This is a genomic window from Caballeronia sp. INML1 (assembly GCF_023631085.1).
Lineage (GTDB): Bacteria > Pseudomonadota > Gammaproteobacteria > Burkholderiales > Burkholderiaceae > Caballeronia > Caballeronia turbans.
In genome coordinates this window covers 78,708-93,627 of sequence record NZ_JALQDT010000035.1, presented here as the reverse complement: position 1 = coordinate 93,627, position 14,920 = coordinate 78,708, and the positions used below count along the sequence as shown (strand labels likewise).

11 protein-coding genes are annotated in these 14,920 nt (G+C 62.0%); 9 read left to right on the top strand and 2 right to left on the bottom strand.

Annotation, left to right across the window (positions count from 1 at the left end):
• Positions 1-168 precede the first annotated feature (168 nt).
• Positions 169-1,359, bottom strand: coding sequence for a M20 aminoacylase family protein (locus tag NCR38_RS11725; RefSeq protein WP_250477114.1), 1,191 nt, complete (start codon positions 1,357-1,359; stop codon positions 169-171).
• Between the two features lie 159 nt (positions 1,360-1,518).
• Here NCR38_RS11725 and NCR38_RS11720 point away from each other — a divergent pair, with 159 nt between their 5' ends.
• Entirely contained in the window at positions 1,519-3,609 is a 2,091-nt protein-coding gene (locus tag NCR38_RS11720) for a molybdopterin-dependent oxidoreductase (RefSeq protein ID WP_250477113.1), read from the top strand.
• Positions 3,610-3,727: 118 nt separating this feature from the next.
• Positions 3,728-5,401, top strand: a complete 1,674-nt coding sequence (locus NCR38_RS11715) for a long-chain fatty acid--CoA ligase (protein ID WP_250477112.1) — start codon at positions 3,728-3,730, stop codon at positions 5,399-5,401.
• Between the two features lie 159 nt (positions 5,402-5,560).
• Here NCR38_RS11715 and NCR38_RS11710 read toward each other — a convergent pair whose 3' ends face one another.
• On the bottom strand, positions 5,561-6,736 hold the full coding sequence (locus tag NCR38_RS11710) for a porin (protein ID WP_061121472.1): 1,176 nt from the start codon (positions 6,734-6,736) through the stop codon (positions 5,561-5,563).
• Between the two features lie 557 nt (positions 6,737-7,293).
• Between NCR38_RS11710 and coq7 the strand changes: the two genes are divergently transcribed.
• The 7 genes from coq7 to murF all read left to right on the top strand — a co-directional run bounded on the left by coq7 (position 7,294) and on the right by murF (position 14,901).
• Positions 7,294-7,950 carry a 2-polyprenyl-3-methyl-6-methoxy-1,4-benzoquinone monooxygenase gene (gene coq7 / locus NCR38_RS11705; RefSeq protein ID WP_250477111.1) on the top strand — a complete coding sequence of 219 codons (657 nt, stop codon included), beginning with the start codon at positions 7,294-7,296 and terminating at the stop codon, positions 7,948-7,950.
• A 390-nt stretch (positions 7,951-8,340) separates the two neighbouring features.
• Positions 8,341-8,769 carry a division/cell wall cluster transcriptional repressor MraZ gene (gene mraZ / locus NCR38_RS11700; protein ID WP_061121473.1) on the top strand — a complete coding sequence of 143 codons (429 nt, stop codon included), beginning with the start codon at positions 8,341-8,343 and terminating at the stop codon, positions 8,767-8,769.
• 16 nt (positions 8,770-8,785) lie between these two features.
• Complete coding sequence (rsmH, locus tag NCR38_RS11695) at positions 8,786-9,739, top strand: 16S rRNA (cytosine(1402)-N(4))-methyltransferase RsmH (RefSeq protein ID WP_061121474.1); 954 nt, start codon at positions 8,786-8,788, stop codon at positions 9,737-9,739.
• Positions 9,736-10,080, top strand: coding sequence for a cell division protein FtsL (gene ftsL / locus NCR38_RS11690; protein WP_061121475.1), 345 nt, complete (start codon positions 9,736-9,738; stop codon positions 10,078-10,080). Before rsmH ends, ftsL begins: the two co-directional genes overlap by 4 nt.
• Positions 10,077-11,933 (top strand): penicillin-binding protein 2, encoded by a 1,857-nt coding sequence (locus NCR38_RS11685; protein ID WP_061121476.1) that lies wholly within the window; start codon positions 10,077-10,079, stop codon positions 11,931-11,933. The genes ftsL and NCR38_RS11685 overlap by 4 nt, the downstream gene beginning before the upstream one ends.
• Complete coding sequence (locus NCR38_RS11680; RefSeq protein ID WP_250477110.1) at positions 11,930-13,474, top strand: UDP-N-acetylmuramoyl-L-alanyl-D-glutamate--2,6-diaminopimelate ligase; 1,545 nt, start codon at positions 11,930-11,932, stop codon at positions 13,472-13,474. Before NCR38_RS11685 ends, NCR38_RS11680 begins: the two co-directional genes overlap by 4 nt.
• Positions 13,471-14,901, top strand: coding sequence for a UDP-N-acetylmuramoyl-tripeptide--D-alanyl-D-alanine ligase (gene murF / locus NCR38_RS11675; RefSeq protein WP_250477109.1), 1,431 nt, complete (start codon positions 13,471-13,473; stop codon positions 14,899-14,901). The genes NCR38_RS11680 and murF overlap by 4 nt, the downstream gene beginning before the upstream one ends.
• The last annotated feature ends 19 nt before the right edge of the window (positions 14,902-14,920 follow it).

Genomic DNA, 14,920 nt, shown 5'->3' with positions numbered 1-14,920 from the left:
GCCGATGATAGTGCGGATACCCGTGTGAAAGTAGGTAATCGTCAGGCTCCTCATGCGATAAACAAAAACCCCACCCCACAAAGGTGGGGTTTTTGCGTTTGGAAACCGCAAACTTGTCAACGCGAGGACTCAAAGCGAAAAGCGATGGCCGTTTTGCCGCCGCAGCCGTCAGCGAGCCAGAAATCGCTCGGCCAAACGAACCCAATACGACGATCCAACAGCCAACAAATCATCGTTGAAGTCATAACTTGCGTTGTGCAACATACAAGGTCCGGCGCCATGTCCGTGCTCGCGATGTCCACCATCGCCGTTACCTAAGAACGCGTAACATCCAGGCTTTTCAAGAAGCATAAAGGAGAAGTCTTCCGCGCCCATTGTTGGTTCGACGGCGTTGTCGACCTTATCCTTCCCTACGACTTCCGCCATCACTTCTGCCGCGAATCTCGTCTCTTCAGGCGCGTTGATTGTCGGCGGATAATTTCTGCTGAAGTGCATCTCTACCCCGCAATCGTACGCCGCAGCAGTTGCTTCGACGATTTTGCGCATGCGCTCTTCGATCAGATCGAGCGTTGCAACCGTGAAAGTACGCACAGTCCCGCCGAGCCAGGCCAGATCGGGTACGACATTCGCCGCTTCCCCTGCATGAAACTGAGTAATGGACAGCACTGCTGTATCGATCGGCTTCTTGCTTCGCGTAATGACGCTCTGAAGTCCATTCGCAATCTGGACCGCCGTAAAAACCGGATCGCGTCCGTTATGCGGCAAGGCGGCATGCGAACCGGTTCCCCGGACCGTGATACGAAACTCATTGCTCGAGGCCATAATCGGCCCTTCGATCACGCCGAAATGACCCGCGGGCATGCCAGGCCAATTGTGGATGCCGAACACGGCGTCGACTGGAAATCGGTCGAACAGACCGTCCTCGATCATGGCCCTGGCGCCGGCCCCACCTTCTTCGGCCGGCTGGAAAATGAAAACGACGGTCCCGTCGAACTTGCCACGCTCGGCCAGATGTTTTGCGGCGCCGAGCAGCATTGCGGTGTGACCATCGTGGCCGCAGGCATGCATGCGGCCGTCGTTCGTCGAACGATGTCCGAACGTATTGAGTTCCTGAATAGGCAACGCATCCATATCCGCGCGCAGCCCGATCGATGCGCCTCCGGTGCCGCGCTTCAGTATTCCCACGACACCAGTCTTGCCCATTCCACGATGCACCTCGATCCCCCAACGTTCGAGGTTTTCGGCCACGAGTTTCGCGGTGCCGACTTCTTCATAACGTAATTCGGGATGAGAATGGATCGTTCGTCGGAGCGTTTTGATTTCATCGTGTGATGCTTCGATTTCTGGGATCAGATTCATTTGAACTGCTCTCACGTTTGAATTCCGAGCGCGCATAGTGAGCGCGCGAGTCATCCATTCTACGCGGCCACTATTTGCGGCACCGGACGGTCGATCGCATAGTAGCCGTAATAGAATTCGTTCATCTGCCGCCTTTCTTCTGATTAACGGGACTTTCCGATGAACGCTCCAGCCGAGTTCGCCCGCGCCGTATGCCCACACGATTGCCCGGACACCTGCGCAATGCGCGTAACGGTAAAAGACGGCAAAGCGGTCAAGATCAGCGGCGATCCCGATCATCCGCCGACGCAGGGCGTCCTTTGCACGAAGGTCGCTCGATACGCCGAGCGCACGCATCACAGAGATCGTCTCCTGACTCCCTTGCGACGAGTCGGCAAAAAGGGCGAGGGCCGTTTCGAGTCGATTGGATGGGACGAGGCATTGCGACTCGCCGCTGACCGCCTGAAACCGATCGCCCGGCGTGCGCCCGAATCCATCCTGCCGTACAGCTACGCGGGAACGATGGGTCTCGTCCAAGGAGAGAGCATCGCCGCCCGATTTTTCAATGTGCTGGGCGCATCGCGGCTCGAGCGCACGATTTGCGCCGCCGCCGGTGCGGCGGGCTTGCGCTATACGTACGGCGCCAGCCTAGGCATGCATGCGGAGTTTTACGAAGAGAGCGAAATAATCCTGATCTGGGGAGCGAATCCGATCGCCTCGAGTCTGCATTTCTGGACGCGCGCGCAGGAAGCCAAGCGGCGAGGCGCCAAGCTGATCGCGATCGATCCTTATAAATCGCTCACTGCGGAAAAGTGTCATCAGCACGTCGCGCTGCGCCCGGGCACCGATGCCGCGCTGGCGCTCGGCATGATAGACGTACTGATTCGAGAAAACCTCATCGACGATGAGTATGTGAGCGCGCATACCGTAGGCTTCGAAGAACTCGCGGCGCGCGCGGCGCAGTATCCGCCTTCACGCGTTGCGCAGATTTGCGGCATCGAAGAGAACGTCGTCGTAGAACTCGCTCGCGCGTTCGGATCGACAAAAAAGGCCGCGATCCGGCTGAACTACGGCATGCAGCGCGTGCGCGGTGGCGGCAACGCGGTTCGCGCGATAGCCTGCTTGCCCTCGTTGACGGGCGCGTGGCGCGAACGCGCCGGAGGTTTGCTGCTTTCGTCCTCAGGATGGACTCCAATCAACGGCAGCGCCCTCGAGCGCCCCGATTTGCTGCCGGGGTGGCCTTCGAAATTGCCGCGCGCGGTCAACATGAACGCGATCGGTGACGCGCTGCTCCATCCCGGTGACGAGAAGTTCGGGCCGAAAATCGAAGCGCTGATCGTCTACAACTCAAATCCAGTAGCGGTCGCGCCCGATTCGGCGAAAGTCGAGACCGGTTTCGCGCGCGAGGACTTGTTCACGATCGTGCTTGAACACTTCCAGACCGATACTGCCGATTACGCCGACCTGATCTTTCCCGCGACGACACAACTCGAGCATCTGGATGTCCACAAGTCGTACGGACACACGTATGTGATGGCGAATCTGCCGGCGATTCCACCCGTCGGCGAAGCGCGCCCGAACACCGAGATATTTCGCGGCCTCGCGCGCGCGATGGGCCTCGTCGAGCCCGCGCTTTTCGAAACCGACGAGCAGATCGCGTCGAATGCTTTTCGTTGGGACGACCGGACGCTGGAAGGTCAGAGCTGGGACAAGCTGAAGTCGTCCGGCTGGCTGAAGCTCGACATCGCAGAGGCTCCGCTGGCCGAGGGCGCGTTCCGCACGCCGTCGGGGAAATGCGAGTTCTACAGCGAACGCCTGAAACGCGAAGGCCTCGACCCGCTGCCGGATTACCTGCCTCCCTACGAATCCGCGGATGGCTCGCCGGAGTTGGCCGCGCGTTATCCGCTCGCAATGATCTCGCCGCCGGCCCGCAACTTCCTGAACAGTAGCTTCGTGAACATCGAGAGCCTGCGCGCGACGGAACGCGAACCGCATCTCGACATTCATCCCGCCGATGCTCAGGCGCGAGGCATCGCCGATGGCGCGCTGGTGCGCATCTTCAACGATCGCGGCTCGATGCAGGCCCGCGCGCGCGTGACAGATCGCGCGCGCGAAGGCGTCGTCGTTGGCTTGTCGATCTGGTGGAAGAAGTTATCGCCGGATGGCTGCAATGCGAATCAGGTGACTAGCCAGGCGCTGACGGACCTCGGAGGCTCAGCGACGTTCTACGACTGCCTCGTCGAAGTGGAGCAGATGGATCGCTGTGCATGACACGGCGGACTCAGACGATTCTGGTGTATGGCGTCTAACCCAGTTGTCGGAGGCTTGATGAAAAGCTACGATCTCGCTTCCGCACGACCATTCTAAAATCATATAAAGGAGACGCCGTATGGAGAAACCCTGGCTACAGTCTTACCCGGCCGGCGTGCCAGCGTTCATCGATGCCTCCGTGTATCGGTCGGTTTCCGAACTGCTCGAGGACAGTTTCCGCGCGAACCGCGACCGCCGCGCGTTCGTCTGTCTGGGCCAGGCGATCACTTACGCAGAGCTCGACGCAATGTCGAGAAAGCTGGCCGCGTGGTTCCAGAAGCGGGGGATGAAACCCGGCGCGCGAGTCGCGCTGATGATGCCGAATGTCTTGCAGTACCCCATCGCGATTGCGGCGGTGCTCCGCGCCGGATATATCGTCGTCAACGTCAATCCGCTTTACACGCCGCGCGAACTCGAGCACCAGCTCAAAGACAGCGGCGCGGAAGCGATCGTCATTCTGGAGAACTTCGCGGTAACGCTTCAGGCCGTCGTCAAGAACACTGCAATCAAACATGTGGTCGTCGCTGCGATGGGCGATCTCATGGGCCTGAAGGGGCTCCTGGTCAACTTCGTCGTGCGTCGCGTGAAGAAGATGGTTCCCGAGTGGAGTCTGCCCGGCAGCATTCGTTTCAACGATGCGCTCGACCAGGGCGGCCGCCTCACGCTCCAGCCCGTCACCCAGACTCCCGACGACGTCGCGTTCCTGCAGTACACCGGAGGCACGACGGGCGTTGCCAAGGGCGCGACGCTCACGCATCGCAATATCATCGCGAACACGCTCCAGTCAGAAGTCTGGCTCGATCCTGCCCGCAAGCGCCGTCCCGACATCGACCAGTTCGTTTGTGTGGTCGCCCTGCCGCTGTATCACATCTTCGCGCTCACGGTGTGCGGGATGCTGACGATCCGGACGGGCGGCCTGGGCGTGCTGATTCCGAATCCGCGCGACATCGCGGGCACCATAAAGGAATTGAAGGGCGTTCCCATCAACACGTTCCCGGCGGTCAACACGCTCTATAACGCGCTGTTGAATCATCCCGATTTCGGCAAGCTCGACTTCTCAAAGCTCATCGCGGCAAACGGTGGAGGCATGGCGGTTCAGGAAGCCGTCGCAAAGCGCTGGTTTGCGGCGACCGGTGTACCGATCATCGAGGGTTACGGCTTGTCCGAGACTTCGCCGTGCGTGACCTGCAATCCGGTGACCGCGACCGAATACACGGGCACGATCGGCTTGCCGCTTCCGTCGACGGAAGTCTCGATCCGCGACGACGACAACCGGGAAGTGCCGCTTGGCCAACCGGGCGAGATCTGCATTCGCGGGCCGCAGGTGATGGCGGGCTACTGGAACCGCCCCGACGAAACGGCGAAGGTGATGACTCACGACGGCTTCTTCCGCTCCGGCGACGTCGGCGTGCTGGACGAGCGCGGCTACGTCAAGATTGTCGATCGAAAGAAGGACATGATTCTCGTGTCGGGCTTCAACGTGTATCCGAACGAAATCGAGGATGTCGTCGCGATGTTGCCGGGCGTGTTCGAAGTCGCCGCGGTCGGGGTAAAGGATCAGGCCTCCGGCGAAGCGGTGAAGCTCTTCATCGTGCGCAAGGATCTGAGCCTGACGGAAGCCGACGTCATCGCTTTCTGCAAGGAGCGGCTCACCGGCTACAAGCGCCCGCGGATGATCGAATTCCGCAATGAATTGCCGAAGAGCAATGTCGGCAAGATTCTGCGGCGCGAGTTGCGCGACGGCCGCGCGTAGCGTTCGCATCCTACGAACCAGAAAAGCCATCGCGTCGTGAGACGCGGTGGCTTTTTTGTTGGACGCACGCGACGCGGCGTCATGCGATCTGCACGCACAGGAACGAAAAAAAGGCGCCCGAAGGCGCCTTTCAGAGGATGCTGCTTTGTTACGACCTTATTAGAACTTGTGACGGATACCGACAACAGCGGCAACCTGGTTCGACGTCGACGACGGCGACAGACCGTTGATGTTCGCAACCGCTGTTTGGTTCGTCGAGTCCGTGCCGCTCGCGTGCTGGTAGATACCGTCGATGTACACGTCCGTGCGCTTCGACAGGAAGTAGTCCGCACCGAGCATGCCCTGATGGTACTTGGCGTTGGTCAGGCCGTAACCCTTCGTGTAGTCATATGCCGCGCCGAGCAGCAGGGCCGGGGTCAGCTGATACTTGAAGTTGATTTCGGCGTTGTGGAACTTGCCCGAGCCGCCCGTGTACCCAGCCGGGTTCAGGCCAGCGCCTGCTTCGTTGTTGACGTCCTTGAACTGCGTGTTGCTATACGTCGCGCCGACGGTCGCTGCACCGAACGTGTAAGCACCGCCAGCCGTGATGACTTGCTGCGTCTTGGCCGATGCGAAGCCCGAGTACACGCGGCTCGACATGTTCGAAGACGAAGGCGTCGTGGTCGCCGTGCGGCTCGTCGCGTTGTTGCCGAAGAACGAGAAGTTCGGATCCTTGACGTTCAAGTAGCCCGCGCCCAACTGCAGGGGACCTTGCGAATAGCCGAGGCCAACCGACCAGATCTGGTTGCGGTTGAACTGGCCGGCCTGGCCGCCGAGGCTGTACAGGCCGCCGAACGTGAAGCCGGCGTAGTTTGCGCTCGTGTACTTGACCGCGTTGTTCACGCGATTCGAGTTGTTCATGTTGTCCAGGTCGCCCGGGTGCGCGCCGAAGTACGACGCCCACTGGCTACCGACTTCGAATGCGCCGGTGTAGTCAACCACGGAGTCGTACTGACGACCCAAGGTGACCGTGCCGAATTGTGCCGTCGACAGACCGACGTAAGCCTGACGGCCGAACATGTCGCCGCCTTGGCCCAGTTGGCCGTTGAACACGTTGAAGCCGTTTTCCAACACGAAGATGGCCTTCAGACCGCCACCGAGGTCTTCCGTGCCGCGCAGGCCCCAACGGCTACCCTGCAGGTTGCCGCTGTTCATTGCATACAGCTTCTGACCGTTGCTGTTGTTGTTGTAGGCGAAGCCTGCGTCGATGATGCCGTACAGCGTCACGCTGCTCTGCGCATGTGCAGCGCCTGCGAATGCGCCCAATGCGGCGAGAGCGAGAAGCGACTTTTTCATTGAATAGATCTCCAGGGAGTGTTTGCGACTTTTGGCAAGGTCACTGTTCTTAGCGCCAGTGTGTTGACGGTCCCTGCCGGGCTTCTTAATGAAGTTGAGACGTAATGTAACAAAGAGACTTTGGAGGACAAAGGAAAAGGGGAAGATCCGCCGGACTCGTGTGACGTTTACGCAACAGACGCTAAAATGTTGGTTTTGCAGGACTTTTGCGAGTCGTGTTTGCCCTAATTACCAAAACGGGGCTTGCGAAGGGGCGTCTGCGGTGCGCTCGCGCGCGTCGAAGGGGTGCGTCGCCGGCAGTCGCAGATGCGTCGATCGCGAAGCGTTCCATAGTCCTTGTCACGAAGAGCCTGGCTGCGCTTCGGGCTGCTGAAACCTAGGCCCTGACAAGCCTGCGCGGCTTCGAGGCCCCTCGATGTGCGCTAAAATCCGCGTTTTCTTCGCATGCTCGCTCAGCCGCTTGACGAAACACCCGGTCAGCGCCGAGGAGCCAGCGCATACGGTTTGCTGAAAACGCGCAAACGCCGTGACCACGAACTATGAAGAGAGGTGGCAACATGACGCTCGATGAAGTCATCAGCGAGTTCGATCGGGGCTTGCGCTCCATGACCGGCGTGAGTCGCATGTCGCGGCCGATTCCCGAATCGACGATGTCCGGTCCGGACGCGCAAGGCGATGTTCTCTCGGAGGAATCACAACTCACCGAGAAAGAGCGCGCTCATTCGGCCGGCTTGATGCGTGTGAACCACGTCGGCGAAGTCTGCGCGCAGGCGCTGTATCAGGCGCAGAAGCTCGCCACCAATTCGCCCGAACTCAAAGCGAGCTTCGAGCGAGCCGCGCGCGAGGAAGAGGATCATCTCGCGTGGACGTCGACGCGGCTCAAGGATCTCGAGTCGCGGCCGAGCTTATTGAATCCGCTCTGGTACGCGGGCGCGCTCGCGATCGGTTTCGTCGCGGGCCGCTTCGGCGATCGTGCGAGCCTCGGCTTTATGGCGGAGACCGAACGCCAGGTCGAGCAACATCTCGATGGTCACATGAAGACGTTGCCGGTGAACGATCACGCGTCGCGCGCGATCGTCGAACAGATGCGTCTCGACGAAAGCGCGCACGCCGCCGCGGCAATCGGCGCGGGTGGCAGCGAAGTGCCGTTTCCGGTTCGCGCCCTGATGCGTGCAGCGTCCAAAGTGATGACTCGCACGGCCTACTACATATAGCGTGTTAGACGCCTCGGCAATCGCCGCCGCGTGGCGCCCCATGGCGCTCGCTGTCCGAACCCACGAGTGGACCACTAGTTGGCCAGAAGAACCGTTACATTTCCCTCATTTCGCCTGCTCATTTCACGTACTACCTTCACATCCCGCACTAGCCCTCTAATTCATAACGGTTTTCTCTTTCGCCGTCACTTCAAGCTCCTGCGCTAAGTCCTTGTTCTAGCGAATAAAAACCACTCGAAAAAAAGTTACGCGTCTTGACCGAGGAAATGCGTTCCTCTAAAGTGGGAGACAGTGTGAGAAAGTGGTCTTTTGTGTGATTCGCAGGCCATTTTCAAGCAAAAGCAGGTGGGACGGGCGTCAGGGTGGGCGTCCGAAACGGGGAGAGGGTGAGTGTTCCAAGGGGCGTCGGCGCTGACGCTCGATGCGAAAGGGCGGATGTCGGTTCCGTCGCGCTATCGGGAAGCGCTGCAAGGGCAGGCAGAGGGCCGGGTGACGCTCACGAAGAGCCCGGATGGATGCCTGTTGCTCTTTCCTCGCCCGGAGTGGGAAGTCTTTCGCGCCAAGGTCGCCGCGCTTCCGATGGAAGCCATGTGGTGGCGGCGCATCTTTCTCGGTAATGCAATGGATGTCGAACTCGACAGCGCCGGGCGCGTGCTGGTCTCGCCCGAGCTGCGTGCTGCCGCGTCGCTGGAAAAAGAGGTGACCTTGCTCGGCATGGGCGCGCACTTCGAGTTGTGGGATTCGCAGACCTACGCGGCGAAGGAAGCGGCGGCGATGGCGCAGGGCATGCCCGAAGCGCTGAAGAATTTCACTTTCTGACGCGGCGCTGAAGAACATGGCGAATTCGTCGGGAAAAGAGCTGCAGCACCGCACGGTGCTGCTGAAGGAAGCGGTGGATGGGCTGATCACGCGCACGGACGGCATCTATATAGATGGCACTTTCGGGCGCGGCGGTCATAGCCGGGCGATCTTGCAACGGTTGGGGGAAGCGGGGCAGCTCATCGCCTTCGACAAGGATCCTCTTGCGATCGCCACGGCACAACAGATTCACGACTCGCGTTTTTCGATCGTGCACGACAGCTTCGCGGCTTTGCGCGATGCGGCGAACGAGCGCGGTGTCGGGCGGGTGTCGGGCGTGTTGCTGGATCTTGGCGTGTCGTCGCCGCAGGTGGACGACCCGGAGCGCGGCTTCAGCTTCCGCGCAGAAGGTCCGCTCGACATGAGGATGGATCCGACTCGCGGCGAGTCGGCGGCCGAGTGGCTCGCACGGGCTACGGTGCAGGAAATCACGGAGGTCATCAGAGATTATGGGGAAGAACGGTTTGCTTTTCAGATTGCAAAGGCGCTTGTTGCTCGCCGGGCAGAGTCCGACCGTCTTGGGCCTCTCGACAGCACGAGCGAGCTTGCCGAAATCGTGGGTCACGTCGTCAAAACCCGTGAAAAGGGCAAGGACCCGGCAACTCGCACCTTTCAGGCTATACGGATTCACGTCAATCAAGAGCTTGCGGAGCTGCAAGTAGTACTCGAGTCGGCATTGGCATTGTTGGAGCAAGGGGGGCGGCTGGTCGTGATCAGCTTTCATTCACTCGAAGACCGGATCGTCAAGCGGTTCATGCAGGCGCACGCGAGCGCGCCGGCGGTGGACCGTCGCTTGCCGATCCGCGCGGTCGATCTGCCCAGCCCGCCGCTGCGTGTGGTCGGCCGCGTGTTTCCGAGCGATGCCGAAGTCGCCGACAACCCGCGCGCGCGGTCCGCGGTGATGCGTATCGCTGAGCGGATCGCCCCATGAACCGTCTCAATATCTTCCTGCTGATCGTCGTACTCGGGTGCGCGCTGTCGGTCGTCAGCTCCACGAACCAGCAGCGGGAGATCTTCATCGACTTGCAGCGGGCGCAGTCGCAGGAGCGCCAACTTCAGCAGGATTACGCGCAGTTGCAGTATCAGCAGAGCGCGCTCTCGAAGACGTCGCGCATCGAGCAGTTGGCCACTAACTCACTGAAAATGCAGCCCGTGACGACCGGCCGCACGCAATATCTCACCTACGACACGGCGACCGGCAAGGCCGCCGACGCACCCATGCCGCCGCCGCTGCCGGCGTCGGCGCCGCCTGCACGCGGAGCCAAGCGATGAAAAAATCCGCGAAGCAGAAAGACGTCGCTCATACGCCGAACCCGCTGCTCGCCGTGCGCCTGCCGATGTGGCGCTCGAAGTTCGTCGTATTCCTGCTTTTTATGGCGTTTGTCGCCCTCGCCGCACGCGCGTTCTGGATTCAGGGGCCTGGCAACGCGTTCTTCAAGAAGCAGGGGGAGAGCCGCTATCAGCGCACGCTCGAAATGCCGGCGACGCGCGGCCAGATTCGCGACCGTAACGGCCTTGTGCTTGCGACGAGCCTGCCGGTGAAGGCCATCTGGGCGATTCCCGAGGCCGTGCCGAACGATCTCGGCGCGGACAAATTCGCGCAACTGTCCAAACTGCTCGAAATGCCGGAAAAAGAGTTGCGCGCGAAGCTCTCGATGGACAAGACCTTCGTCTACGTGAAGCGCCAGGTGCCGCTCGAAGTCGCGCAGAAAGTCGCCGCGCTCGACATTCCCGGCATCTATTCGCGCGGCGAATACAAGCGCTTTTACCCGGAAGGCGAAATCACCGCGCACCTGATCGGCTTTACTAATATTGAAGACAAGGGACAGGAAGGCGTCGAACTCGGCGACCAGAACGTTCTCGCCGGCACGCCGGGCATGCGCCGCGTCATCAAGGACCGCATGGGCCACATCGTCGAGGACGTCGACGAGCAAGTCGTGCCGCACAATGGTACGGATGTCGAACTCTCGATCGACAGCAAGATTCAGTACATCGCGTACACGAACCTGAAAGCGGCCGTCGAGAAGTCGAAGGCGAAGGCAGGCGCGGCGATCGTGATCGACGTGAAAACGGGCGAGGTGCTCGCGCTCGTCAACTATCCCACTTACAACCCGAACGACCGCTCGCGCATGACGGGCGAGCAGTTGCGCAACCGCATTCTGACGGACACGTTCGAGCCGGGCTCGATCATGAAGCCGTTCACCGTTTCGCTCGCGCTCGATCTGCATCGCGTGACGCCGAATACGCTCGTCGAAACGGGTGGCGGCGTGTTCGTCCTCGACGGGGCGCGCATCACGGACGATTCCGGGTTCGGCACGCTCACGGTCGGCGGCGTGATTCAGAAGTCGAGCAATATCGGCGCGACCAAAATTGCGATGCAATTGCGTCCTGAGGAAATGTGGAACATGTACACGAGCATCGGGCTCGGTCAGGCGCCGAAGGTCGGTTTTCCGGGCGCCGTGACAGGACGCCTGCGGCCGTGGAAAAGCTGGCGGCGCATCGAGCAGGCGACGATGTCCTATGGTTACGGCTTGTCCGCGTCGCTGTTTCAGCTTGCGCGCGCGTACACCGCGATCGCCAACGACGGCACCATTCTGCCGGTCTCGATTTTCCGCACGCCCGGCGATCAGCCGCCGATCGGTCAGCAGGTATTCTCGCCCACGACCGCGCGCCAAGTGCGCGCGATGCTCGAAACCGTGACGGCGAAGGGCGGCACGTCGCCGGATGCGGCCGTGGCGGGCTATCGCGTCGGCGGCAAGTCGGGCACGGCGTACAAGCACGGCGGTCACGGCTACGACCATTCCAAGTACCGCGCATCGTTTGTCGGCATGGGGCCGATGCCGAATCCGCGCATCGTCGTGGCGGTGTCCGTCGACGAGCCGACGGTCGGTAGCCACTTCGGCGGTCAGGTATCGGGTCCGGTGTTCTCGGGCATCGTCGGCGACACGCTGCGCGCGCTCAACGTGCCGCCCGACATGCCGGTCAAGCAGATGGTCGTGACGGACGATTCGAACGCCGCCGCACAACCGGCAGCCCAGCAGCCGGCGAACAGGAATAACGTGAACACCGCGAAGAAAGTCGCGGTGTCCAGCAACACGAAGACGCACCCGGGAGTCGTGCGATGAGCGCGCAGGCCCGACAGAGCAAAATGCAAAAGGATGTATCACATGCCGTTCAGTGGCTGCGCGCGCACGCGCGGCCCGAGGCGCAACTGCACGCCGACACGCGCTCGCTCAAAAGCGGCGACGTGTTCCTCGCCTATGCGGTGGATGGCGCGGACAACCGCCCGTATCTCGACGCCGCGCTCGCCGCGGGCGCGGCCGCGGCGCTCTATCAGCCGGAGAGGTTCGCGGGCAAGCCCGATCAATCGAAAACGCTCGCCGTGAAGGCGCTGAACGAACTCGCGGGCCCGATCGCGTCCGCGTGGTACGGCGAGCCGACGGCATCGATGCTGACCGTCGGCGTGACAGGCACGAACGGTAAGACCTCGTGCAGCCAGTGGATCGCCACGGCGTTGACGGCGCTCGGCCGCCCGTGCGCGATCGTCGGCACGCTCGGCATCGGCATGCCGGGCAAGCTCGTACATAGCGGCTTCACCACGCCCGACGCGCCGCAATTGCAGCGCAATCTCGCGCAATTGAAGGCGCAGGGCGCGGAAGGCGTAGCAATGGAGGTGTCGTCGCATGCGCTGCACCAGGGCCGCGTGAATGGCGTCGATTTCGACGTCGCCATTTTCACGAATCTCACGCAGGATCATCTCGATTACCACGGCACCTTCGACGCCTACGAAGCAGCGAAAGCGCGTCTCTTCGCGTGGCCGTCGCTCAAGACGGCAATCGTCAATCGCGACGATGCGGCGGGTCGGCGCCTGATCGAATCGCTGCGCGGCAACGTGCGCACGATCGCCTATGGCGTCGAAATGCCCGCCGATGCCGCGCCGAGCGCCGACGCGATGCTGCTCGCGACGCAGGTCCGCGCGACCGCGACGGGTACAGCGTTTCATTTGTCGTCCGACTGGGGCGAAGCCGATGTCGAAGTGGGCACGCTCGGCACATTCAACGTGAGCAATCTGCTTTCCGTGCTCGGCGTGCTGCTCGAAGTCGGCGTGCCGTTCGATGCCGCCATCGCGCGCATCGAGAAGCTCGAATCCGTCAACGGACGCATGGAGCGCCTCGGCGGACGCATTCAGAGCGATGAGCCGCTCGTCGTGATCGACTACGCCCACACGCCCGACGCGCTCGACAAAACGCTCACCGCGCTGCGCCCGATCGCGCAGGCGCGCGGCGGCGAGCTCGTCTGCATGTTCGGCTGCGGCGGCGACCGCGATGCGACCAAGCGTCCGCTCATGGGCGCGATCGCGGAGCGTCTCGCGGATCAGGTCGTCATCACGAGCGACAACCCGCGCAGCGAAGATCCGCAAGCCATCATCGATCAGATCGCAGCCGGAATGACCGACGCCGCCAAAGCGCGCCGCATCGAGGACCGTGCGAGCGCGATCCTGCAGGCGATCCGCTCGGCGGCGCGCGAGGATGTCGTCGTGCTCGCCGGGAAAGGACACGAAGCCACGCAGGAAATCATGGGCAAGAAGCGCGCGTTCTCGGATCAGGATCACGCGCGGCTCGCACTTGCCGCGCGCGCCACGCAACAGCGCGGAGGTGGCGAATGACGATGTTCACCTTGCGCGAAGCCACCGCGATGATTCCCGGTGCCGTTCTTAAGGGCGACGAAAACGTGGCTATCGAACGCATCGTCACGGACAGCCGTGGCGTTCAGGCCGGTGACCTGTTCGTCGCGGTGCGGGGCGATCGCTTCGATGCGCATGATTTCCTCGATCAGGTGGCAAAGAGCGGCGCGGCTGCGGCGCTCGTGTCACGCGACCCGAGCAACGCTGATGCCTGGCCACTTCCTGTCATCAAGGTAAAGGACACGCGCGCCGCACTCGGTGCGCTGGCGCACGGCTGGCGTACGCGCTTCACGATGCCGCTCGTCGCCGTCACGGGCAGCAACGGCAAGACGACGGTCAAGGAGATGATCGCGTCGATTTTCGCGGCTGCGGTCGGCGAGCAATCGCGTCTCGCGACCGCTGGCAACTTCAACAACGACATCGGCCTGCCGCTCACACTGTTCCGTCTGAACACGTCGCACAAGCTCGCGGTGGTCGAGCTCGGCATGAATCATCCGGGCGAAACGGAAGTGCTCGGCAAGATCGCCGCGCCGGACGTCGCCGTCGTCAACAACGCGCAGCGTGAGCATCAGGAGTTCATGGCGACGGTCGAAGCGGTCGCGCTAGAGCACGCGTCGGTGATTCACGCGCTCGGTGAAACGGGTACGGCCGTGTTTCCCGCCGACGATCAATACGCCGTCTTCTGGCGCACGGCCGCGACGGGCAACCCGATCATCGACTTCGCGCTCACGGACGACGCGTCGAAGGCAGCCGTCACCGGCACGCTCGAAGGCACGACGGTGCGCATGCAGACGCCGCAAGGCGCGCTCGATGTCGCGTTGAACGTGCTCGGCGAACACAATGCGCGCAACGCAATGGCCGCGACCGCAGCCGCGCTCGCCGCGGGCGTTTCGCTCGATGCGATCAAGCGCGGCCTCGAATCCTTCCAGCCGGTGAAGGGCCGTCTGCAGGTGAAGCGCGCGATCCTCGGCGCGCTCGCAGGCGCGACCGTCATCGACGACACGTACAACTCGAATCCCGATTCGATGCGCGCCGCGATCGACGTGCTCGCATCGCAGGCAGCACCTCGCGTGCTCGTGATGGGCGACATGGGCGAAGTCGGCGAGGAAGGTCCGGCGTTTCATCGCGAAGTCGGCGCGTATGCGGCCGAGCGCGGTATCGATGCGCTCTTCGCGCTCGGCGCAGCCAGTGTCGATGCGGTGAACGCATTCACCGCCAGCGCATCGAAGCAAACCGCGGCGCATTTCGGTGACGTCACCGAAATGGTCGCCGCACTCGAACGCGCAGGTTACGGCAGCAACGCAACGTATCTCGCGAAAGGCTCGCGCTTCATGAAGATGGAGCGCGTAGTGGACGCCTTGACGACTTCCCAACAATCCGCTGCGGGCAGTGCGCCCGCGGCACATTGATTCACTGAAAGAGAAGGAC

Excerpts from the sequence above, each read along its gene's own strand:
- NCR38_RS11725 (WP_250477114.1), bottom strand. The coding sequence starts at position 1,359 with ATGAATCTGATCCCAGAAATCGAAGCATCACACGATGAAATCAAAACG.
- NCR38_RS11720 (WP_250477113.1), top strand. The coding sequence starts at position 1,519 with ATGAACGCTCCAGCCGAGTTCGCCCGCGCCGTATGCCCACACGATTGC.
- NCR38_RS11715 (WP_250477112.1), top strand. The coding sequence starts at position 3,728 with ATGGAGAAACCCTGGCTACAGTCTTACCCGGCCGGCGTGCCAGCGTTC.
- NCR38_RS11710 (WP_061121472.1), bottom strand. The coding sequence starts at position 6,736 with ATGAAAAAGTCGCTTCTCGCTCTCGCCGCATTGGGCGCATTCGCAGGC.
- coq7 (WP_250477111.1), top strand. The coding sequence starts at position 7,294 with ATGACGCTCGATGAAGTCATCAGCGAGTTCGATCGGGGCTTGCGCTCC.
- rsmH (WP_061121474.1), top strand. The coding sequence starts at position 8,786 with ATGGCGAATTCGTCGGGAAAAGAGCTGCAGCACCGCACGGTGCTGCTG.
- ftsL (WP_061121475.1), top strand. The coding sequence starts at position 9,736 with ATGAACCGTCTCAATATCTTCCTGCTGATCGTCGTACTCGGGTGCGCG.
- NCR38_RS11685 (WP_061121476.1), top strand. The coding sequence starts at position 10,077 with ATGAAAAAATCCGCGAAGCAGAAAGACGTCGCTCATACGCCGAACCCG.
- NCR38_RS11680 (WP_250477110.1), top strand. The coding sequence starts at position 11,930 with ATGAGCGCGCAGGCCCGACAGAGCAAAATGCAAAAGGATGTATCACAT.
- murF (WP_250477109.1), top strand. The coding sequence starts at position 13,471 with ATGACGATGTTCACCTTGCGCGAAGCCACCGCGATGATTCCCGGTGCC.